This is a genomic window from Spongiactinospora rosea (genome assembly GCF_003315795.1).
Taxonomy (GTDB): Bacteria; Actinomycetota; Actinomycetes; order Streptosporangiales; family Streptosporangiaceae; genus Spongiactinospora; species Spongiactinospora rosea.
In genome coordinates, this window is record NZ_QMEY01000026.1 from 23,534 (window position 1) to 45,870 (window position 22,337).

18 protein-coding genes are annotated in these 22,337 nt (G+C 73.2%); 13 read left to right on the forward strand and 5 right to left on the reverse strand.

What is annotated here, in order from left to right; translation table 11 throughout:
• The first annotated feature begins 8 nt into the window (after positions 1-8).
• The 4 genes from DP939_RS37215 to DP939_RS37230 are packed head-to-tail and all read left to right on the forward strand — an operon-like array spanning position 9 to position 4,757.
• The gene (locus tag DP939_RS37215) at positions 9-1,079 is read left to right on the forward strand and encodes an ABC transporter substrate-binding protein (RefSeq protein ID WP_113985538.1); all 1,071 of its coding nucleotides are present in this window, start codon (positions 9-11) and stop codon (positions 1,077-1,079) included.
• Positions 1,076-2,788: an ABC transporter permease gene (locus tag DP939_RS37220; protein WP_113985539.1), complete on the forward strand. Its 1,713-nt coding sequence runs from the start codon at positions 1,076-1,078 to the stop codon at positions 2,786-2,788. The genes DP939_RS37215 and DP939_RS37220 overlap by 4 nt, the downstream gene beginning before the upstream one ends.
• Positions 2,785-3,912 carry an ABC transporter ATP-binding protein gene (locus DP939_RS37225; RefSeq protein ID WP_113985540.1) on the forward strand — a complete coding sequence of 376 codons (1,128 nt, stop codon included), beginning with the start codon at positions 2,785-2,787 and terminating at the stop codon, positions 3,910-3,912. Before DP939_RS37220 ends, DP939_RS37225 begins: the two co-directional genes overlap by 4 nt.
• A gap of 44 nt (positions 3,913-3,956) precedes the next feature.
• Positions 3,957-4,757, forward strand: coding sequence for a hypothetical protein (locus DP939_RS37230; RefSeq protein ID WP_147268282.1), 801 nt, complete (start codon positions 3,957-3,959; stop codon positions 4,755-4,757).
• Between the two features lie 53 nt (positions 4,758-4,810).
• Here the strand turns inward: DP939_RS37230 and DP939_RS37235 are convergent, their stop codons facing one another.
• Positions 4,811-5,113 carry a hypothetical protein gene (locus tag DP939_RS37235; RefSeq protein WP_147268283.1) on the reverse strand — a complete coding sequence of 101 codons (303 nt, stop codon included), beginning with the start codon at positions 5,111-5,113 and terminating at the stop codon, positions 4,811-4,813.
• A 160-nt stretch (positions 5,114-5,273) separates the two neighbouring features.
• Complete coding sequence (locus DP939_RS37240) at positions 5,274-6,119, reverse strand: M55 family metallopeptidase (RefSeq protein WP_113985543.1); 846 nt, start codon at positions 6,117-6,119, stop codon at positions 5,274-5,276.
• Between the two features lie 157 nt (positions 6,120-6,276).
• Here DP939_RS37240 and DP939_RS37245 point away from each other — a divergent pair, with 157 nt between their 5' ends.
• The 9 genes from DP939_RS37245 to DP939_RS37280 are packed head-to-tail and all read left to right on the forward strand — an operon-like array spanning position 6,277 to position 18,568.
• The gene (locus tag DP939_RS37245; protein WP_147268284.1) at positions 6,277-7,656 is read left to right on the forward strand and encodes a serine hydrolase domain-containing protein; all 1,380 of its coding nucleotides are present in this window, start codon (positions 6,277-6,279) and stop codon (positions 7,654-7,656) included.
• Positions 7,657-7,702: 46 nt separating this feature from the next.
• Positions 7,703-9,280, forward strand: a complete 1,578-nt coding sequence (locus DP939_RS37250) for an ABC transporter substrate-binding protein (RefSeq protein ID WP_113985545.1) — start codon at positions 7,703-7,705, stop codon at positions 9,278-9,280.
• On the forward strand, positions 9,280-10,251 hold the full coding sequence (locus DP939_RS37255) for an ABC transporter permease (RefSeq protein ID WP_113985546.1): 972 nt from the start codon (positions 9,280-9,282) through the stop codon (positions 10,249-10,251). Before DP939_RS37250 ends, DP939_RS37255 begins: the two co-directional genes overlap by 1 nt.
• A 2-nt stretch (positions 10,252-10,253) precedes the next feature.
• On the forward strand, positions 10,254-12,098 hold the full coding sequence (locus DP939_RS37260; protein ID WP_113985547.1) for a dipeptide/oligopeptide/nickel ABC transporter permease/ATP-binding protein: 1,845 nt from the start codon (positions 10,254-10,256) through the stop codon (positions 12,096-12,098).
• On the forward strand, positions 12,095-12,829 hold the full coding sequence (locus DP939_RS37265; RefSeq protein WP_113985548.1) for an ABC transporter ATP-binding protein: 735 nt from the start codon (positions 12,095-12,097) through the stop codon (positions 12,827-12,829). The genes DP939_RS37260 and DP939_RS37265 overlap by 4 nt, the downstream gene beginning before the upstream one ends.
• The gene (locus DP939_RS47280; RefSeq protein WP_199565666.1) at positions 12,826-14,745 is read left to right on the forward strand and encodes a S9 family peptidase; all 1,920 of its coding nucleotides are present in this window, start codon (positions 12,826-12,828) and stop codon (positions 14,743-14,745) included. Before DP939_RS37265 ends, DP939_RS47280 begins: the two co-directional genes overlap by 4 nt.
• On the forward strand, positions 14,738-16,099 hold the full coding sequence (locus DP939_RS47285; RefSeq protein WP_199565667.1) for a serine hydrolase domain-containing protein: 1,362 nt from the start codon (positions 14,738-14,740) through the stop codon (positions 16,097-16,099). The genes DP939_RS47280 and DP939_RS47285 overlap by 8 nt, the downstream gene beginning before the upstream one ends.
• 1 nt (position 16,100) lies before the next feature.
• A complete protein-coding gene (locus DP939_RS37275) occupies positions 16,101-16,937 on the forward strand; it encodes a GNAT family N-acetyltransferase (RefSeq protein ID WP_225878729.1) in 837 nt (278 codons plus the stop codon).
• A gap of 56 nt (positions 16,938-16,993) precedes the next feature.
• Positions 16,994-18,568: a PucR family transcriptional regulator gene (locus tag DP939_RS37280; RefSeq protein WP_113985549.1), complete on the forward strand. Its 1,575-nt coding sequence runs from the start codon at positions 16,994-16,996 to the stop codon at positions 18,566-18,568.
• Between the two features lie 176 nt (positions 18,569-18,744).
• Here the strand turns inward: DP939_RS37280 and DP939_RS37285 are convergent, their stop codons facing one another.
• The 3 genes from DP939_RS37285 to DP939_RS37295 are packed head-to-tail and all read right to left on the reverse strand — an operon-like array spanning position 18,745 to position 22,132.
• Positions 18,745-21,171, reverse strand: a complete 2,427-nt coding sequence (locus tag DP939_RS37285) for an FtsX-like permease family protein (protein ID WP_113985550.1) — start codon at positions 21,169-21,171, stop codon at positions 18,745-18,747.
• A complete protein-coding gene (locus DP939_RS37290) occupies positions 21,168-21,893 on the reverse strand; it encodes an ABC transporter ATP-binding protein (protein ID WP_113985551.1) in 726 nt (241 codons plus the stop codon). Before DP939_RS37290 ends, DP939_RS37285 begins: the two co-directional genes overlap by 4 nt.
• Positions 21,890-22,132, reverse strand: a complete 243-nt coding sequence (locus tag DP939_RS37295; protein ID WP_113985552.1) for a hypothetical protein — start codon at positions 22,130-22,132, stop codon at positions 21,890-21,892. Before DP939_RS37295 ends, DP939_RS37290 begins: the two co-directional genes overlap by 4 nt.
• Between the last annotated feature and the right edge of the window lie 205 nt (positions 22,133-22,337).

Here is a 22,337-nt window from a genome sequence, read left to right on the forward strand (position 1 = left end):
AGGCCCCCATGGAACGTGCGCGCCGATTAGCGATCACCCGTACCATCACCTGCCTGCTCGCGGGCGCCGCCGCGGTGAGCTCCTGCACCCGTACCCGCGCCGCCCCGGGCGGCCCGCCGCCCCCCGACGGCGGCGAGGTCGTGATCGCCTGTGGCGCGGCCGAGGAGTGGTGTGCGGCGACCACCCGGGCGTTCACCGCGAGGACCGGCATCGGCTCGCGCTTCGTCCGGCTGTCCAGCGGGGAGGCCGTGGCGCGGATCAGGTTCGGGCGCGACGCCCCCGAGTTCGACGTGTGGCACGGCGGCCCGGCCGACGGGTACGCCGCCGCCGACCGGTACGGCCTGCTCGCGAACTACCGCTCGCCGAACGCCGCCGCGATCCCCGCCGAGTACAAGGACCCGGACGGCACCTGGACCGGCGTCTACCTCGGGGTGCTCGGGTTCTGCAGCAACACCGCGGTGCTCGCCGCGAAGGGCCTGGTCCCGCCGCGGTCGTGGGCCGAACTGCTGCATCCGGCGCTGCGGCAGAACGTCGGCATCGCGCACCCGGCGACGTCCGGCACCGCGTACACGGCGCTGTGGACCCAGGTGGCACGACACGGGGGCGATGTGGCGGCGGCGCTGCGGTACATGCGCGCGCTGCACCCCAACGTCCTGCAGTACAGCAAGTCGGGGGGCGCGCCCGCGCAGCAGGTGGCCTTCGGCGAGGTCGGCGTGAGCGTCGTGTTCTCCCACGACTGCGTCGCGACCAGAGAGCAGGGCTACACCCACCTGCGGGTCACCTTCCCCCGCGAGGGCACCGGCTACGAGGTGGGCGGCATCGCGCTGATCAAGGGCGCGCGCAACCCGGTGAGCGCCAGGAGGTACGTCGACTGGGCGCTCACCCCGCAGGCGCAGGAGGTCGGGCAGAGCGTGGGCTCCTACCAGGTGCCGACGCACCCGGCGGCCAGGAGGTTCGGGATGACCGTCATCCTGTCGTCGGTGACGCTCGTCGACTACGACACCGTGGCCGCCGGGGCCCGCAAGACGGAGCTGACCAGGCGGTTCGACGCCGAGGTCGGCAAGGCGCCCAAGCCGTGAGCCGCGAGGGGAGCGACCGGAGGATCAGACGTCCGCGGGCCGGCGTGTGGCCGGCCGCCATCGCCTGCGCCGCGCTGGTCCTGGCCGGTACCGTGCACCCGCTCGGCGCGGTGCTCGGCACCGCGCTGTCGGCCGACGCGCTGCGGCGTTACGCGCAGTTCTTCACCTCGGCCACGGACCTCACGATCCTGCGCAACACCCTCGTGCTCGGCGTGCTGGTCGGCCTGTGCGGCACCGCGATCGGGTTCCTGTTCGCGTTCGTGCAGGCCCGGCTGGACGTGCCGGGCAAGCGCGTACTGCACCTGATAGCGCTGGTCCCGGTGGTCAGCCCGCCGTTCGCGGTGGCCACGGCCGCGGTGGTGCTGTTCGGGCGCAACGGCCTGGTGACGGATCGGCTGCTCGGCATCGACTACGACATCTACGGCCTGGACGGGCTGGTGTTCGTCCAGTCGCTGTCGCTGTTCCCGGTGGCCTACCTGGGCCTGCTCGGCATGCTGCGCGCCATGGACCCGTCGCTGGAGGAGGCGGCGACCACCCTGGGGGCGTCGCGGGCGCGGGTCTTCCGCACGGTGCTGCTGCCGCTGCTCGCCCCCGGCCTGGCCGGGCCGTTCCTGCTGCTGTTCGTGGAGGCCGTCGCGGACCTCGCCAACCCGCTGGTGGTCAGCGACGACTACGATGTCCTGGCCAGTCAGGCGTACCGCGCCGTGACCGGGCACTACGACATGACCAGCGCGGCCGTCTACAGCGTGATCCTGCTGGCGCCCTCGATCGGCGTCTTCGCCGTCCAGCGGTACTGGCTGGGCCGCAGGACGCGGACGACCGTCACCGGCAGGCCGTCCGGCAGCGTGCGGCTGATCTCCGGGTGGGGGCGCTGGCCGGTGTTCGCCCTGGCGGTGTTCATCGCGCTGATCATCGTGGTCCTTTACGGCACGGTGGTGACGGGCGGCCTCACCCGCCTGTTCGGCGTGGACTACACGCCGACGTTCGCCCATCTGGCGGAGGTGCTGTTCGGCACGGGCCGGGAGGCGGTGCTGGACACCACGCTGCTGGCGGTGCTCGCCACCCCGATCGCCGGGTTCTTCGGCCTGCTCATCGCCTGGGTCGCGGTACGGCGGATGCCCCGGCTCGGCGGCTGGCTGGACCTCGCGGGCACGCTCGGCGTCGCGGTGCCGGGGACCGTGCTCGGCATCGGGTACCTGCTCGCCTACCACGCCCCCTGGTACATCGGCGATGCGCAGGTGTTCCCCAGCCTGGTCGGCGGGGGCGCGGTGGCGGGCGGGGCGGCGATCATCGTGCTCGCGTACGTCGTGCGGTCGGTACCGGCCGCGCTGCGCACCGGTACGGCGGCGCTGTCCCAGCTGCACCCGAACCTGGAGGAGGCGGCGGCCGACCTCGGCTCCGGCCCGCTGCGCGCCTTCCGCACGGTCACCCTCCCGCTGGTCCGCCCGGCGATGTTCACCGGCCTCGGCTACGCCTTCGCCCGCTGCATGACCTCGGTCTCCACCATCGTGCTGCTGGTCACGCCGGGCACCGAGATCATCACCTCCCGGCTGCTCGGCGCGGCGACCAACAACCGCCACGGCGTCGCGCTCGCCTACTGCACGGTGCTGACCTGCATCGTGCTCGCCGGGTTCGGCGTCATCCGGCTGCTGGTCGGCCGTGACGCCGTACTTCACCGGGTCACCGGAGGAAGGCAGGAACGACGATGACATTCGCGACGCCGCCGGCGGAGGCCCCCGGGCGGCTCGGCCTGGAGCGGCTGACCAAGACGTTCCCGGGCCGAAAACCCCCGGTCACCGCCGTGGACGAGGTCACCCTGGACGTCGAGCCCGGCGAGTTCATCACGCTGCTCGGCCCCTCCGGCTGCGGGAAGACCACCACGCTGCGGATCGTGGCCGGGCTGGAGCGGGCCACGGCCGGGCACGTACGGCTGGACGGCGAGATCATCGACGCCCGGCCGCCGCAACGCCGCCCGATGGCCATGGTCTTCCAGAACTACGCGCTGTTCCCGCACCTGACCGTGGGCGAGAACATCGCCTACGGCCTGCGCGTGCTGCGCCGCGACAGGCAGGAGACCGATTCGGCCGTCGACTTCGCCCTGACCGGCATGAACCTCGTCGGCCTGGAATCCCGCAGCCCGCACGAGCTGTCCGGCGGCCAGCAGCAGCGGGTGGCGCTGGCCCGCGCGCTGGTGATGCAGCCGGAGGTGCTGCTGTTCGACGAGCCGCTGTCCAATCTGGACGCCAAGCTGCGCGGGTCGATGCGCGCCGAGATCCGCCGCATCCAGCGCAGGCTGGGCATCACCGCCCTGTACGTCACGCACGACCAGGACGAGGCGATGACCATGTCCGACCGGATCGTGGTGATGAACAAGGGCCGGATCGAGCAGGCCGCCCGCCCCGCCGACATCTACTTCCGCCCGGCCACCGTGTTCGTCGCGGACTTCGTCGGCAGGGCCAACTTCCTGGAGGTCGTCCCCGGGCGCGTGGACGACGGCGCGGCCGTCACCGCGCTGGGGCGGGCCATGACCGTCCCGGCGCACCCGGACGTGCGTGTGAACGTCGCCGCCTACCTGATGGCGCGGCCGGAGACGCTGTCGCTGGCCGCCGCCGGCGAGGGCGGGAACGGGTCGGTGCTGCGTGCCACGTTCCACGGGCACAGTGTGGACTACGAGGTCGAGACCAGGGCCGGGACCCTGGCGGTGACCGTCCCCGGGCCCGACCCCGCGCGCCTGCTCGGGGAGGGGACGAACGTCACGGTGACGATCGATCCGGAGCGGGCGTATCTTCTACCGAGACGTGATCGGGTGAGGGCTGTCAACCGCGAGCCGTGATCCCCCGTCTCTCCTATGCCCCGTCTGTCACATCAGGAGCCGCCGTGGGAGCCCGCTCGTTATCCGCGTTAGCCGCACTGCTCGCCGTGCTGGCCCTTTGCTGTCCGCCGGTGCAGGCCGAGGCGGCGGCCAACGTGGTGGTGTACCTGTGCAAGTACACCGGCACCACCGAGACGGAGACCGTCACCATCGACGTCGGGCTTGAGGTGCCGGCCTCGCCGGTGACGGGGCAGCAGATGACCATCGGGTGGCGCGGCGCGTACACGGCCCTCGCGCTGCTCGCGCCCGAGCAGGGGCTGCCCGCCGACGCCAAGCTGTACGCCTACGCCTCGATCAAGGGGATCGACGGGCTGACGTCCGCGACGGGGGTGGGCACGCTTCCCCCGGTCGGCGAGGACGACCAGATCCAGCTCCCCACCGGCGTGGTGGAGCTCAAGACCACCCCCGGCAAAGCGGGCACCGGGACGATTCAGCCCGCCGCCATCAACGTCGGCACCAAGCCCACCGAGCCGCTGATCGAGTGCGAGGTGCAGAACGAGGCGGCGCTGTCGCCCTCTCCGCTCACGATCACCGACGCGGGCCAGAGCGGTTCCCCGTCCCCGTCGCCGTCCCCGAGTCCGTCGCCCTCCGCGTCGGCTTCGGAGTCCGCCACTCAGCCGGAGGAGACGGACAACACGGACGAAGAGGAACCGAGCATGAACAAGACCCCCCTCGGCGGGGCCGCGACCGGGGCGGGCGGTGACGCCGGGCCGGACGGGCGGACGTTCGTGCTGGTGGGGCTGCTGGTCGCGTTCGCCGCTTCGGCAGGGCTGGTACTGCGCAGGCGCGGCAACCACGCCGGCTGACCATCGCGCGGATCCGCCGCCGCCCGGCAGGGTCGTCCGGCGGATCCACTCCCTCAGTGGGCGGCGGGTACCGCCCTGGGCGGACGGCCGGTCTCGGCCAGCACCCGTTCGACACTGTCGGCGGCGGTGATCAACTCGGTCACCGGCGCGATCCGCATCGGCCAGGGGAAGTAGAAGGCGACTTGGCCTTCCGCATCCGCCATGACCAGGATGTGCTCCGCTAGAACCGGCGCCTTGGGGTTGGTCACGCTCAATGAGGGTGACCAGCCTTCCTTGACGCGCAGCCGCACGGCGAAGCCTCGCAGTTCAAGCTCAGTGGCGAGCTTCTCCAGATGGATCTCCGCATCAGTGATCATGGTCGCCTCCGTTCCCTCCACGTGCCGGGCGCTCACGCCCGGCCACCGGCACCGTAGCCACTATGCGCTCACTCGGATGCCGTCGGTAGTGAGAGAATGTCTCCGCAGGCGGAGAATGAACCGCGATACGGCGTTCGTTCACCAAAAGGGGCCGGGCCGGTCAACGCAGGGTGACCAGCGCCATCCGGGAGCGGGCGGCCAGCGACGAGGTGGAGAACCACACCCCGATCAGCCCGACCAGGGCCGTCGAGTCGGGAACCTCGCAGGTCACGGTGGTCTCGTCGATCCGCCTGGCGCCCGGCACGTCCGCGGCGTACTCCGCCGCCGCGGCGGTCTGGAAGCCGCAGGTCAGCTCCAGCCGGTCGGGGATCTCCACCGGCCGTAGGTCCGCGGCCCGGCGTACCGCCTCGGCCGCCGCCTCGCGGACCATCGCCTGCGCCCGCCGCGGATGCAGGCTGTTGGCCGCGGTGACGCCCTCCGCCCGCTTGACGGCCGCGGTGACCACGCCGGGGAAGGCGCGTTCGGCCAGGCCGCAGATCTGGTCGTCGCCGGTCACCAGGCCCACCGGCACCCCGTGCTCGGCCGCGAGCAGCGCGTTCACCTCTGCCTCGGAGACGATCCGGCCGTTCAGCCTGAGCCAGGAGAACAGCGAGGAGAAGCTGTGCGCGAGCACGCCCGGGCAGCCGCCGGGGGCGTGGTAGCCGACGAACAGCGCCACGGCGTGCTCGCCACCGAGGCCGTGCGCCATGCACTGCGCCTTCGGGCTGCCGGTGACCAGCCGGGCCCGTTCGTCCAGCGCGTCCTGGAGAAAGTTGTCCATGGTCCCGTGGCTGTCGTTGACGGTGACGTTCGCCGCGCCGGCGTCGAAGGCCCCGGCGATGGCGGCGTTGGCCTCGGCGGTCATCAGTTCCTGGGCGCGCGGGTACCCGTGCCCGCCGCGGACGACCTGATCGATCGTCGCGATGCCCGCGATGCCTTCCATGTCCACGGAAATGTAGACGTCCATCCGACTCCTCTCAGAGGGTCGCCAGACTTCCATACCAGGCAAGGTCCATGTCTTCGGACGCCCGCACAGCTCGGCTGATCGGATTTCGTAGCTCCGCACGATCCGGCACCGCCGGACGCTGCCTACTGTTCACGCAACGTTCCAGGAGGTGACCAGGGTGGAGTCCGAAGATCTGCGGGCACGACTGGCGGAGCACGCGGGCGGGCAGGGCCTCACGGGCGCGGTCCTCGCCGTTCAGCACGGTGACGAGATCGCCGAGGCGGCGTACGGCGTACTCGACAAGGAATTCGGCTATCCGGCGACCACCGACTCGATCTTCCAGATCGGGTCGATCACCAAGGTCTGGACCGCGACGCTGATCATGCAGCTCGCCGACGAGGGCCTGGTCGACCTCGACACGCCCGTGGCGTACTACCTGCCGGGCTTCCGGGTCACCGACGAGGCGGCGAGCGCCGCCGTCACCGTACGGCAGTTGCTCACCCACGTCGGCGGCTTCGACGGCGACATCTTCGACGACCACGGCGACGGTGACGACGCCGTGCAGCGGTACGTGGACGCTCTGGCCGGGCCCGCGCGGCAGCTCTTCCCGCCGGGCACGCTGTGGTCGTACTGCAACAGCGGTTACGTGGTGCTCGGCCGGATCGTGTCGGTGCTGACCGGGCTGACCTGGGAGGCGGCGATCCGCGAGCGCATCGCCGCGCCGCTCGGCATGACGTACCTGGCGACCTCGCCCGCGGAGGCGATCAGGTACCGCGTGGCCATGGGCCACATCGAGGGGCCGGGCGGCGAACTGGTCAAGGCGCCGATCTGGGGCATGCCGCGCTCCAACGCGCCCGCCGGCGCCACGCTCACCATGGCCGCCCGAGACCTGCTCGCGTTCGCCAAAATGCACCAGCGGCTCGGCCTGGCCCCGGACGGCACGCGGGTGCTCTCCGAGCGGAGCGCCCTGGCGATGCGCGAACCGCAGGCCGAGGTCCCCGGCGACGGCCCGCTGGCCGACCACTGGGGCCTCGGGTGGGAGCTGTTCCGCACCGAGGGCGGGCTGATCATCGGCCACGACGGCGGCACGGTCGGGCAGTCCGCGCTGCTGCGCATGGTGCCGGAACGGGACGTCGCCCTCGTGCTCCTCACCAACGGCGGCGGGGTCCACAAGCTGCACGAGCTGGCCACCGGCCTGCTGGACGAGCTGGCCGGGACCGCGCTGCCGCCGTTCCCCACGCCGCCCGCGACGCCCCCGCGGGTGGACCCGGCGTACTTCACCGGGCACTACGAGTCCGGGACGATCGCCGCCGACGTCGTCAGGGACGGCGGCACGCTGGCCGTCGGCCTGCGCCCGATCGGCCCGGCCGCCTCCCTCCCCGAGGACGACAAGCCGGAGCTCACGCCGGTGGTGCCACTGAACGAGCGGGCCCTGATCAGCGTCGGGCGGCCCCGGGGCTTCCACGAGGTCTACACATTCATCGGCGACGGCGAGCGGGCCGAGTTCCTGCACATGGGCCGTGCCGTCCCCCGCGCGGAAGACGCCGAGAACGCCTGAGACGGCCGACCGATCCCCCACCGCCAGGCGAAGGAGCCCGACGTACATGAGAACCAGGAAGACCAGGACGGCCGCGGCGATCACCGTGATCGGGCTCGCGGCCACCGGATGCGGCGGAGCGGCGGGCGGCGGCGGGGCCGGGGGCGGGGCCGGTGACACCGTGACCATCTCGATCCCGTCCGACCCGGGCACGCTGAGCCCGATGAACACCTCGGTGTCCATCGCGGTGACGATGAACAAGTACGCCTACGACCCGCTGGTCAACATCGCCGCCGACGGGAAGGTGATCTCCGGGCTGGCCGAGAAGTGGTCGGCCACGCCCACGTCGGCGGAGTTCGTCCTGCGCGACGGCGTGACCTGCCAGGACGGCTCCAAGCTGACCGCCACGGACGTCGCCGCGATGTTCAACCACGTCGCCGACCCCAAGAACGCGGCGGCGCTGATCGGCCTGGCCGTACCGCCGATGGCCAAGGCGAAGGCCGACGACGCGACCCGCACGATCACCCTGAGCCTGGAGAGCCCGGCCCCGTTCCTGCTCCAGATGGCGGCGCTGATGCCGATCCCCTGCAAGAAGGGCATGGCCGACCCCAAGGGGCTGGCCCGCGCCACCGACGGCACCGGCCCCTACCGGCTGGACAAGGCGGTGCCGGGAGACCAGTACACCTACGTCAGACGCGACGGCTACACCTGGGGGCCGGGCGGCGCGAAGGGGTCCGAACTCCCGGCCAAGGTGGTCTTCAAGGTGGTGGCCAACGAGTCCACCGCCGCCAACCTGCTGCTCGCGGGTCAGCTCGACGTGGCCGAGGTCAACGGCCCGGACCGGCAGCGGCTGGACGCCGCCAAGATCGCCTCCCAGGCGCCCATGCTGCCGCTCGGCGAACTGCTGTTCAACGAGGGCAAGGGCCACCCCACCGCCGACTTCGCGGTGCGGCACGCGCTGGTCAGCGCCGTGGACCTGAAGCAGATCGGGTCGGTGGCGACCGGCGGGCTCGGCAAGCCCGCCACCAACCTCGGCGAGATCGCCCCCACCCCCTGCACCGGCGACACGGTCACCGGCAACGTGCCGCCGCACGACCCGGCCAAGGCCGCCGCCTCGCTCACCGAGGCCGGCTGGACCAAGGCCGGCGGCGTCTGGACGAAGGACGGCAAGCCGCTGACCATCACCGTGCCCTTCCCCGGCACCAAGGGCCCGCGGGTGACCTCGGCGATGGAGCTGATGGCCAAGCAGTGGACCGACTTCGGCGCCAAGGTGACCACCAAGCCGATCCAGCACGCCACGCTGGACGCCATCCTGGCCTCCGACGCCTGGGACATCATCTGGCTGCCGATCGCGGTGCAACTGCCCGACCAGCTCATCCCGTTCTTCGACGGCGCGGCCCCGCCCAAGGGCCAGAACTTCGGGCACGTGGACAACCCCGACTACCGGCGGCTGACCGCCAAGGCCGCCACCAAGCCGGGCCAGGAGGGCTGCCCGGACTGGGAGGCCGCGAACGCGGCGCTGGTCAAGCGGCTGGACGTGGTGACGTTCGTGACCGCGCCCAAGCCGATCTACGCCAAGGGCGTCGCGTTCCGGCTCGAAGGCGACAGCATCATCCCCACCAGCCTGCGAAAGACCGCGCGCTGATGGCACTGCCGCGCAAGCGCCCGGCCGCGCGCGGACCCTGGACGGGGTTCGCGCTGCGGCGGGTGGTCCGGCTGTTCGTGTCGCTGGCCGTCCTGGTCACCGCGTCGTTCGGGATGATCCACCTCGTCCCGGGCGACCCGGTGCGGGCCGCGCTCGGCGTGACCGCCGATCCGGCCCTGGTCGCCGCCCGGCAGCAGGCGCTGGGCCTGGACCGGCCGCTGCCCGAGCAGTTCTGGAACTTCCTGACCGGCCTGGCCCAGGGGCGGCTCGGCGCGTCGATCACCACCGAACTGCCGGTGGCGCAGATCGTGGCCGACCGGCTCCCGGCGACGCTGGAGATCGCGCTGCCCGCGTTCCTGATGATCATGCTGGTCGGGATTCCGCTGGGCATGGTGGCGGCGGTGGTGACCAGGGAGCGCCGCCGCGGTGAGCTGGCGTTCACCTCGATCACCGGGGCGATCGGCGCGGTTCCGGAGTTCCTGCTGGCGGTGGGGCTGATCGCGCTGTTCGCGGTGGCCCTGCCGGTGCTGCCGGTGGCCTCGCGCGCCGGGCTCGACTCCTACGTCCTGCCGATCCTCTCGCTGGCGCTCGTGCCCGCGGTGATGCTGGCCAGGATCGTGCGGGTGGAGACGCTGAAGGTGCTCGGCGAGGACTACATGCGCACCGCCCGCGCCAAGCTGCTGCCCGCCCGGCTGGTGTACATCCGGCACGCGCTGCCGAACCTGCTGACCTCCTCGCTCACCATCGGCGGGCTGCTGCTCACCTCGCTGATCGCCGGGACCGTGCTGATCGAGAACGTGTTCGCCTGGCCGGGGCTCGGCATGACGATCGTCCAGGCGATCACGCAGAAGGACTATCCGCTGGTGCAGGGCATCGTGCTGGTCTACGGGGCGGCGGCGCTGGTCATCACGTTCGCGGTCGATGTGGCGGTGGCCATGGCCGATCCCCGTTCCACGATCCGCGGGAGCTGAGCATGTCCAACGCGTCCTTCGCGCACCGGCTCCGCCGCACGCTCCGCACGCCGCTCGGCGTCACCGCGCTGGTCGCCGTCACCGTGCTGGCGCTGGTCACCGTGCTCGGCCCGGCCCTGATGGGCGCGGCGGCCGACCGGGTGGACACCTCGGCCATCGGCGGTGACGGCGGTGGCCACCTGTTCGGCGTGGACCACCTCGGCCGGGACGTCGCGGCCCGCGTGGTGGCCGCCACCGGGCTGACGATCGGGCTCACCCTGCTGGCCACCGCGATCGGCACGGCGGGCGGGCTGCTGCTCGGCGTCGCCCCGGCGATGCTCGGCACCCGGCTGCGGCGGTTCGTCACCGCGACCGTGGGCGTGCTGGTGGCCTTCCCCGGCCTGCTGTTCGTGCTGTTCCTGGCGACGATCTTCGGGCTGGGGACCACCGGCGCGGTGCTGGCGGTGGGACTGGCGACGGTGCCGCCCGCCGCCCGGCTGGTGCAGAACCTGACGGCGGGGGTGATCGGCTCGGACTACGTCGCCGCCGCGCGCATCCTGGGCGTGGGCCGGGTCCGGCTGGTCGCGCGGCACGTACTGCCGAACATCGCCGAGCCGGTGGTGCTGTTCACCAGCCAGACCATGGCCCAGATCCTGGTGTCGTTCTCCGGCCTGTCCTTCCTCGGGATCGGCGTGCAGCCGCCGGAGTACGACTGGGGGCGGCTGCTCAACGAGCAACTGGACCAGATCTACGTGCAGCCGGTCGTGGCGCTCGCCCCCGGGGCGGCCATCATTCTCGCCGGGCTGACGTTCAGCCTGGTCGGCGAGGTCCTCGCCCGCGCGAGCGGCAGTGATTCCTCCTCCCCACCGCTCGCGCGGGACGAGGTTCCCCCGCCCTCCCCCGCGACGGCTCCGCGCGAGGTGCTGCTTCAGGCCGACGACCTGCGGGTGACGTTCCCCGGCGGCCTCACGCCGGTCCGGGGGGTGTCGCTGTCCATCTCCGAGGGCGAGGCGGTCGGCCTGGTGGGCGAGTCCGGGTCGGGCAAGAGCCTGACCGCGCTGGCGCTGGCCGGGCTGGTGCCGCACCCGGGGCGGGTGAGCGCGGCCACGCTGCGCTTCGACGACGTGGACCTGCTCACCCGGCCGCGTACCGGCACCTCCATGGCCATGGTGTTCCAGGACCCGATGGCGTCGCTGAACCCGGCGCTGCGGGTCGGCCGCCAGCTCGCCGAGGTCACCGAGGTCCACCTGGGGCACTCGCGGTCGCAGGCCGCGGCCCGGGCCGTCGACCGGCTCGGCGCGGTGCGCATCCCCGAGCCGGAACGCCGGGCCGGGCAGCGCCCGCACGAGTACTCCGGCGGCATGCGGCAACGGGCCATGATCGGCATGGGCCTGATGGGCGAGCCGAAGCTGATCATCGCCGACGAGCCCACCACCGCGCTGGACGTGCTGGTCCAGCAGCAGGTCCTGGACCTGCTGGCCAAGGTGCGCGCCGAGTCCGGCGCGGCGCTGATCCTGGTCTCGCACGACATCGCGGTCGTCGCCCAGGTCTGCCGGCGGGTCATGGTCATGTACGGCGGGCGGGTCGTGGAGGAGCTGCCCGTGGAGAAACTGCGCACCGGGGCCGCCCACCCCTACACCCGGGCGCTGATCGGAGCGGTCCCCACGATGTCCACCGACCGGGAGAGCAGGCTGGCGACCATCCCGGGCCGCCCGCCCGAACCGGCCGAGCGGCCCGAGGGCTGCGCCTTCGCGCCGCGCTGCGAACGGGCGAACGCCCGCTGCCTGCGCGAGACGCCGGCCCTTGAGGAGCACGGCACGGCGGGCCGGGTCGCCTGCTGGCACCCGTACTCGGAGGTGGGCGCGTGAGCGCGCTGTCGATCCGCGGGGTGACCGTGCGTTATGACCGGTTCGTCGCGGTACGCGAGGTGGACCTCGACGTCCCGGACGGGACCGTGACCGGCCTGGTCGGCGGGTCGGGCTGCGGCAAGTCCACGCTGGGCAAGGCCACCGTGGCCTTGGCGCCGGTGGTGGCCGGGGAGATCACGGTGGACGGGCGGAAGATCGCCCGGCGGCCGGGGCGCGGCCCCGTACAGCTCGTCTTCCAGGACCCCTACGCCTCGCTCGATCCGCGCATGACCATCGGCGCCGCCGTCGCCCAGGGGCTGCCCCGCACCGGGCGGGCGGCCAGGGACAAGGAGGTGGCACGGTACCTGGAGCTGGTCGGGCTGGACCCCGCCCGCGCCGGGCTGACCCCCCGGGCGCTGTCCGGCGGGCAGCGGCAGCGGGTCGCGCTGGCCCGCGCGCTCGCCGCCCGGCCCGGTGTGCTGATCGCCGACGAGATCACCTCGGCGCTCGACGTGTCCGTGCAGGGCGCGATCCTCAACCTGCTGCGCGATCTGCAGCGCGAGATGGGGTTCGCGATGCTGTTCATCTCGCACAACCTCGCCGTGGTCCGGTACCTGGCCGACCGGGTCGCGGTGATGGACGCCGGGCGGATCGTCGAGCACGGCACGGCCGGCGAGGTGTTCCAGCGGCCCGCCCACGAAACGACCCGCACCCTGCTGTCCTGCGTGCCCACGTTGGAGGAGACCCCTTGAGCAGGCCCCTGGCCATCGACGACCTGTACCGCTTCGCCGTACCGGGTGATCCGGACCTGTCCCCGGACGGCGAGCGCGTCGTCTACACCCTGACCACCCAGGACGCCGCGCAGGACCGGCCGGTCTCCTGCCTGTGGGAGGTCCGCGCGGACGGCGGGCCGCCCAGGCGGCTGACCTGCGGCCCGGCCGACTCCTCGCCGCGCTGGTCCCCCGACGGGACCTCGGTGGCCTTCCTGCGCGAGGGCAGGCTGCACCTGCTGCCCGCCGCGGGCGGCGAGGCCGTACCGGTGGGCGGCGATGACCACCAGCACGGGCCGCCCGTCTGGAGCCCGGACGGGACCAGGATCGCCTGCTCCGCCCTCGTCCCCCGCAAGGACGAGAACGCGCCGGTCGTCGTCGACCGGCTCTGGTACAAGGCCGACGGGGCGGGGCTGCTCGGGCAGGGCGGCGTGCACGTCTTCGTCATCGACGTCGCCAGCGGCGACACGCGCCGGCTGACCAGCGGCGACATCCGGGCGGGCGCACCCGCGTGGTCCCCCGACGGCACCCGGCTGGCCTTCGCCGCGGCGCTGGCCGACGACCGCGACCTGACCGGGCGGTATCCCGTCCAGGTGATCGACGCCACCGCCGAGGGCGCGGAGCCGCGCGCGGCCGGTTTCACCGCCGGTACGGCCGGCGAGGTGGTCTGGTACGCGGACGGCACGGCGCTGCTGGTGTCCGGACGTACGACGGTCTCGGCCGGGCACGAGGAGCTGTTCCGCCTGCCGCTGGACGGCTCGGAGCCGGTGCCGCTCACCACGTCCCTGGACCGCAACGTGATGACCGGCGGCCCCGGCTACCCGGGCGCGCGGCCCGCCTTCGTGGGCGACGACATCCTGTTCTGCGCCCGCGACCGGGGCGTCACCCGCCTGTACCGGGCGGACGCCGCCGGCATCACCGAACTCCCGCTGCCCGCCGGGACGGGGATCGGCGGCTGCTCGGTCGCGGCCAAGGCGGGCAGGGCGGCGCTGATCACCGCCGACCGCGCGACGTTCGGCGAGGTCGCACTGCTCGACCTGGGCACCGGCGAGGTGACCGCGCTGACCGGGCACACAGCCGACGCGCTGCCCGATGTCACGCTCTACCCGGTGACCGAGCGGGAGTTCACCGTCTCCGACGGCACGCGCGTCCACGGGTTCCTCATCCGCGACCCCGGCGCCCCCGCGGGCGGTCCGCTACTGGTGGACGTACACGGCGGCCCGCACAACGCGTGGGCCCCGCACGCCGACGCCGCGCACCTCTACCACCAGGAACTCGCGGCGCGCGGCTGGACGATCCTGGCGCTGAACATCCGCGGCAGCGACGGCTACGGCGAGGACTTCTACACCGCCGCGGTGGGCGCGTGGGGCGAGGCCGACGAGCGGGACATCCTGGAGCCGGTACGCGAGCTGATCGGCGAAGGGCTCGTCCATCCGCGCCGGGTCGCGCTCACCGGCTACAGCTACGGCGGCTTCATGTCCTGCTGGCTGTCGGCGCGCAGCGACGTGTTCGCCGCCGTCGTACCGGGCGGGGTGGTCACCGACCTGCGCAGCGACGCGGGTACGGCCGACATCGGCCCGCCGCTGACCGAGATCGAGATCGGCGGCCTCGACCGGCAGGCCGAGCTGTCCCCGCTCACCTACGTGGACGGCGTACGCGCGCCCACGCTGATCCTGCACGGCGACGCCGACGAGCGGTGCCCGGCCGGGCAGGCGGAGGAGTGGTTCCACGCGCTGCGGGTGCGCGGGGTGCCGGTCCGGCTGGTCCGGTACCCGGGCGCGTCGCACCTGTTCATTCTCACGGGCCGCCCCTCCCACCGGGCCGACTACTGCCGCCGCGTCGTGGACTGGGTCACCGAGCACACCGTACTCGACGGCAGAGGAGCCGATCATGAGTGAACCGAGCGCCGGGCACTGGCAGGCCCGTCTCACCGAGCTGGCCAAAAGGCACAAGGTGCCGGGCGCGAGCCTCGGAATCCTCTTCCGCGGGGAGCTGACCGAGGCCGCCACCGGCCTGGCCAACGTGGACGCGGGCATCGAGGCGACCACCGAGACGCTGTGGCAGATCGGGTCGATCACCAAGGTGTGGACCGCGACCGTGGCGATGGCCCTGGTCGATGCGGGCGTGCTCACTCTGGACGAGCCGATCGCGTCGGTGTTCCCCGGGCTGCGCCTGGCCGACGACGGCCTCGCCAAGTCCGTGACGCTGCGGCACCTGCTCAGCCACACCAGCGGCATCGACGGCGACGTGTTCGACGACACCGGCCGCGGGGGCGACTGCCTGGAGAAGTACGTCGCGCTGCTGGACGGCGTGGCCGCGATCCACACGCTGGGCGCGACCATGTCGTACTGCAACTCCGGGTTCCCGCTGCTCGGCCTGATCCAGGAGCGGCTGACCGGCCTGCAGTGGGACGAGCTGATGCGCGAGCGGCTGTTCCGCCCGCTCGGGCTCACCCACACGGTGACACTGCCGGAGGAGGCGCTGCGGTTCCGGGCCGCCGCCGGGCACTTCGGCGACCCGCCGGTGGTCGCGCCGCAGTGGGTGCTGCCCCGCTCGATGGGACCGGCCGGGCTGATCTGCTCGACGCCGAAGGACGTGCTGACGTTCGTCAGGATGCACCTGGACGGCGGCGTCACCGCCGACGGCACGCGGTTGCTGTCGCGGGAGAGCGCGGAGCTGATGCGGACCGAGCAGGTCCGGCTGCCCGACCCGTACCTGCTCGGCGACGCCTGGGGGCTCGGCTGGATCCTGAACGGCTGGGACGGCAGGCGGCTGTTCGGGCACGGCGGCAACACCATCGGGCAGTCGGCGTTCCTCCAGGTGCTCCCGGACGCGGAGCTGGCGGTCTGCCTGCTGACCAACGGCGGCGACCCCGACGCCCTCTACCGGGACCTGTACCGGGAGATCTTCGCCGACCTGGCGGGCGTGGCGATGCCCGCCCCGATCGCGCCCGCCGGGCACGAGGTGCCGTTCGACCCGGCCGAGCTGACCGGCGTCTACGAGCGGGCGTCGGTGCGCTTCACGGTCGCGTACGAGGACGACAAGCTGATCATGCGGACGCTGGCCACCGGCCCCCAGGCCGAGCTGGCGGAGCACCCGGAGACCGAGAGCGTGCTGCTCCCCGCCGAGCCCGGCGTGTTCGCCACCCATGTGGAGGGGCGCAAGGAGTGGGTGCCGGTGGTGTTCTACTCGCTGGACGACGGCTCCCGGTACCTGCACCACGGGGGCCGGGCCACCCCGAAGGCCGGCTGAGGTGGACGGCATCGACGCGTGGGAGGCGGCGCGGCAGGCCGCGGCCGACGCCGGGGTGACCATCAGGGAGCTGCACGACCTTGAGGAGACCCACCAGGCGTGCCGGCTGATCGAGCGGGTCTGGCGCACCGGGTCGGGCGATCCGCTGATGACCCCCGAGCTGCTGCGGGTGCTGTCGCACTCCGGCGGGTACACCTCGGTGGCCTACGAGGGCGAGCGGATGGCCGGGGTGTCGCTGGGGCTGCTGGCCACCGTGGGGCTGCACTCGCACATCACCGCGGTGGAGGGCGCCTCCCGGGGCCGCAGCGTGGGCTACGCCCTCAAGCTGCACCAGCGGGCCTGGGCGATCGACCGGGGCATCCCCGCGGTGACCTGGACGTTCGATCCGCTGGTGAGCCGGAACGCCTACTTCAACCTGGCCAAGCTGGGGGCGGTGCCGACGGAGTACCTGCCGAACTTCTACGGCGTGATGCACGACGAGGTGAACGCGGGCACCGACACCGACCGGCTGCTGGTCCGCTGGGACCTTTCCGGCGATCCGGCGGCCCGGCCGGGCCCGCGCCGCGACGTCGTCGTGGTCGGGCTGGACTCCGGTCCCGGTGACCGGCCCGTGGCCGGACGTACGGACGGCGACGTGGTGATGGTCCGCGTGCCGTCCGACATCGAGGCGCTGCGCCGACGCGACCCGTGGGGGGCGCGGGAGTGGCGTTCGGCGGTCCGTGACGTGCTCGGCGGGCTGATGGCCAAGGGCTGGAGCGTCACCGGTTTCGCCAGGGACGGGTGGTACGTGGTGGAACGCCCGGCTGGTCCGGACGGGGATATCCTGCTGCGGGAGTAGCAGGAAAGGCACCGCATGCACCGCGACACCTCCGTCCGCGCGGACGCCCCGACGTCGTGATCTCACCGCCGACGTCCGTGCTGGGCCGGATCATCGACGACCTCGGCTCGACCCTGGTCGAGGTCGTCGCGGGCGAGCCCGACCCGTCCCGCCCGGTCGGCGGGGTGCTCATCCACGATCCGCTCGACGAGCCCTCCGGTATACCGGACCCGCTGGTGCTGGGCGTCGGCGTCTACGGGGCGGGCGAGGTCGCCGCGCTGGTCGAGCGGTCGGCGGCGCTCGGGGCGGCGGCGGTGATCGTGCGCTCCCCCGTGGAGGTGGACGGCCGGCTGAAGGAGGCGGTGGCCGAGTCCGGGGTGCCGGTGCTCGGCCTCACGCCGGGCGCGTCGTGGGCGCCGATCTCCGCGCTGCTGCGCTCGCTGCTCGCGGTCGAGGAGGCGGGCGAGGCGCACATCGCCGGGGAGCCGCTGGCCGGAGACCTGTTCGCGCTGGCCAACGCCACGGCCGCGCTGCTGGACGGCCCGGTGACGGTGGAGGACCGCAACGGCCGGGTGCTGGCGTTCTCCAGCAGGCAGGACGAGGGCGACGAGGCCCGGATCGCGACCATCCTGGAACGCCAGGTGCCCTACGAGAAGCTGCGCATGCTGGAGGAGCGCGGCGCGTTCCACGAGCTGTACAGCAGCGACCGCCCGGTCTACCTGGACAGCATCGTGGACAAGCCCCGGGTGGCGATCGGCATCCGGGCGGGCGGCGAGATCCTGGGCTCGATCTGGGTCGTGGTACGCGAGCCGCTGACCGAGGACCGCGACCGGTCCCTGATGGAGGCGGCGAAGGTGGCCGCGCTGCACCTGCTCGGCCGCCGGGCCGGAGAGGACGCGGGCGGCAGGCTCCGCGCCGACCTGCTGGCCAAGGTCCTGGAGGGCGGCTCCGGCGCGGCGGACGCGGCCGCCCGGCTCGGCCTTTCCGCGCACCCGGCCTGCGTGCTGGCACTGGCGGTGACCGGGCAGTTCTCCGGGCCGGACCTGGTGGCGGTGGCGCAGCGCGCCTGCCAGGCCCTCACCCTGCACCTGAGCGCGGTCCATCCGAGGGCGGCCACCGCCCAGCTCGACGACATCGTGTACGCGATCCTGCCGGCCGCCTCCGACGAGGCCGCACTGCGCGTCGCACAGACCTTCCTGGAACGGATCGGCGGCCGGGTCTCGGCGGTGATCGGCATCGGGCGGCCTGCGGCCCGCCCCGCCGAACTGCGCAGGTCCCGATCCGAGGCCGACCGCGCGCTCCGGGTGCTGCGGTCGGGACGCTCGCCGCTGCGGGCGGCCCGGCTGACCGACGTGTGGGTGCCGTCCCTGCTGCTTGAGGTGGCCGACCGGGTCTCGGTCGAGGACGACCTGTCGGGCGCGGCGGTGACCCGGCTACGCGCGTACGACGCGCAGCACGGCACCGCGCTCACCGAGACCCTGTCGGCGTGGCTGGACACCTTCGGCGACGTGATCGCCGCAGCAGCGGCGGTGCACGTCCACCCGAACACCTTCCGCTACCGCCTCAAACGCCTGGCAGAGGTGGCCGGACTGGACCTGTCCGACCCGGAGGCCAGATTCGAGGCCATGCTGCACCTCCGCCTGAGTTCATAGGCGCTCGCTCCGCTCACGCGGGCCCGGGCGCCTTCAAGGCCGCGCCCTCCGCTCCTCGCTCAGTCGCTCACTCGCTCGTTCCTCGCTCCCTCACTCCATCACTCGTCGCTGCGGACACGGCCGCGCCCGGGCCGTGCGTGGTGGCGGTCGGCGCGTCGCTTAGAAGTACGCGAGCCTTAGCGGAAGGCTGCTCTGCCGGGCAGTTCTACGGCCAGCCAGACGATCATGGCGACCAGCAGTACTAGGGCGGGGATGAGCCAGTAGGGGCCGGTGGGGAGGGGAGTGGACAGGAAGCCGATGCCGAGGAGGACCAGGGGTACGGCGGCGAGGACGATGCCGGCGGCGGAGGCACCGGCGCCGATCATGGCGGCTTCGACGCGGAGCATCCGGCGCAACTGGCGCGGTGTGGCACCGAGGCGGCGCAGGCCGTCCAGTTCCTCGCGCCGTCCGGTGGTGGTGGCCACCAACCGGTTGGCCACCGCGACCAGGACGTACGCCAGCAGTACGCCGAGCACGGCCAGGTTGATCAGCGACTGGGCGGACGCCTCGCCCGCCTGCGGCCCGTCGGCGCGCTCGCTCACCGTCACGCCCGGCCACCGCGCGAGCAGCGGGCCGAGGTCGGCGTGGCGGGCGAGGATCGCCGAGTCCAGGCCGGACGTGGTGTGGGCGCGGGCGAGGTCCCGGGAGACCACGATCGGGCCGAAGCCGAGCGAACGCCGGTAGGTGGCCACCACGCGGGCCTCGACCCGAGCGCCGTCGCCCATCATGAGGTCCAGGCGGTCTCCCACGCGGCCCACCCGCTCGTCCAGCGCGACGGCGGGACCGCGCAGGTCGCGCAGCCGACCGGCCGCCAGGCCGAGGTCCACCAGGCCGTCGGCGTCCGGGCCGAGGGCCATCACGGGCCGGGCCATCAGCATCGGGTCGTCCCCCATCTGCAAGGGCTCGGTGACCACCGTGGTCATCGTCATCCCGGCCGCGCGGGTGCGCGTGCGTACGTCGGCGAGCAGGTCGCGCGGGATGCCGCCGAGCCCTGGGGCGGTGATGGTGACCAGGCCGGACATCGCCTGGGCGGTCTCGTCGGACCGGGCCCGGTCCAGCGTGGTCTGCGTGAACACCACGCTCAGGCCGAGGGTGACGACCATGCCGAGGGCGGCGACCGCGCCCGCCGTGCGCAGGGCGTTGCCGTGCGAGTTGTGCACCGCGAGCCAGGCCGGGCCGCGCAGCCGGGACACCAGCGGCGAGGCGGCGACGGCCCCGGCCGCCCGCTGGACCAGCCGGGGTCCGGCCAGGGCCAGGCCGATCACCGCCAGGATGGCGGCCAGCGAGGGACCGACCGCGGCGACCTCGGTCCGGACCAGCAGCGGCGCGGCCGACAGCACCAGCGAGCCCACGATGAGCAGCAGTCCGGCCTTCGTACGGGCCGGGGAGGGCGGCCGGAGGCCGGCGATGCCGGACACCACCGGCATCTGGGAGATCCGCAGCGCGGCGGCCCAGGAGGCGACTCGTACGACGCCGTACAGCAGCAGCGCCGCGCCGAGGGCCGGGAGCGGCCCGTAGACCAGCGGTTGGTCGGCGCGCAGCGCCCCGATCATGACCAGCAGGTCGCCGAAGCGGGCGGCCAGGTAGTAGCCGAGCGCCGCGCCCGGGAGCAGGGCGAGTCCGGCGGCGATCGTGCCCTGGAGGCCCACCACCCGGCGGACCTGGCGCGGGGTCGCCCCGGCGGCGCGCAGCAGGGCCAGGTCGCGGCGCTGCCGGTTGATCGACAGGGACATGCCGCCGCCGACCACGAAGCCGACGATCAGCAGGCTGATGCCGCCGATCGAACTGGGCAGAAGCAGCAGCAGGGTACGTCCGGCCGCCGCGCCCGGGGACTCGGCGTCGGCGCGGTCGCGGCCGGTCGCGACCTGGTACTTCGCGCCGATCCGGTCCTTGATCCGCGCGGCCAGTTCGCCGGGGCCCACGCCGGGGTCCGCCCGGACGGCGACGAGATCGACGGTGCCCGCGCGGGGGCCGGTCGTCCGGCCCGCGAGCGCGGCGGCGGTGGCGTCGGAGAAGTAGATGCCGGGGGCGTCCACCAGGGCGGTCACCCGGTACGTGCCGGGCACGCCGCCCGCGACCAGCCGCACGGTCTGGCCGATCGTGCCCTCGCGCACCGCGACCTCATCGGCCCCGCGCGGCGCCCGCCCCTCGATCACCCGCCCACTGAGCGCGACCGACGCCCACCCATGCCCCGCCGTCGCCGGATCAGAAGCGGTCGCGGGCGCGGAGTTGCTGTCGGGTGTGGTGGGGGGGAACTTGGCGGCGGGGAAGGAGAGGTCGGGGGTGGCGGTGGCGACGCCAGGGGTGGTGGCGATCCGGTGGGTGAGGGTGGCGGGCACGGTGGCCCGTTCGGGTAGGGCGACGGGCAGGTCCTCGTTGCGTTTGATGGACTGCGGGGCGGAGATCACCACGTCGGCCCCGGCCAGCCGTACGGCGGGCTGGGACCGGAACCCCGAGTCCATGATCACTCCGGCCCCGGTCACCAGGGCCACGCCGCCGAGCACGGCCACGAAGACCACGACGAGGCCGCCGATCCTGGCCATGGCCAGCGACAACTTGATCATGACACCGGCTCCCTGCCGAGCCGGGTCAGCCGTACGGCGAGGTCTTCGGGGGCTGGCGCGTTGAGTACGTCGACCACCTTGCCGTCGGCCATCACGAGCGTGTCGTGGGCGCGGGCGGCGGAGTTGGGGTCGTGCGTGACCATGACGACGGTCTGGCCGAGGTCGTCCACCAGTTCGCGCAGCAGGGTGAGCACCTGGGCGGCGCTGCGCAGGTCGAGCGCGCCGGTGGGCTCGTCGGCGAACACCACGTCGGGGCGGGCGGCCAGCGCGCGGACGATCGCCGCCCGCTGCTGCTGCCCGCCGGAGAGTTCGCCGGGGCGGTGGTGCAGCCGCTCGCGCAGGCCGACCCGGTCCACCAGTTCGGCGAGCCAGCCGGCGTCGGGGCGCAGGCCCGCTAGGCGCAGCGGCAGGGTGATGTTGTCCTGGATGGAGATCGTGGGCAGCAGGTTGTAGGACTGGAAGACGAAGCCGATGTGCTTCCTGCGCAGCTCGGTACGCCTGGTCTCGGACATCCGGCTGACGTCCACGTCACCGATCAGGACCACGCCCGACGTGGGCGGGTCGAGCGCGGCGGCGCAGTGCAGCAGCGTGCTCTTGCCCGACCCGGACGGGCCCATGACCGCCACGAACCTGCCGCGCGGGAACATCAGCGACACCTCGTCCAGCGCGACGACGTCGCCGTAGCGCTTGGTGACCTCGTGCAGGGTGACGACGGCGGTCATGACCGGCGCCCTCGCACGTAGTGTGTGATCAGGCCGGCGATCGCGCCGAGGCCGACGACCCCCGCGGCGAGCCCGAGCGGCGTCACCGCGCCGCCCGCGGCGATGTTGGCCAGCGCGTTGCCCGCGACGCTGATGGCGAGCAGGACCCAGAGCAGCGTCGCCTTGGAGGAGCCCGGCCTGGGCGATTCCGGTGGCGGCCGGTGGGAGGGCGAGTGGTCGATGCGATAGGGATCTGTCATGTCAGCAACGCTAGGAATTTCGCGTCGCTCGCAAAAACCCGCCAACCACCCGAAATCGGGTACAGCCTGCTGTACCACGTACCCCCGCCACCTCCTCGGCGACGAAACCGGGCAAGGATTCTTCGTCGGATCCGACGAAGCCACCCCCGCCCGCACTGCCTAGGGTCGGCAGTGCTCTCACCCGCCCCCGCGCGCACGATCGGAG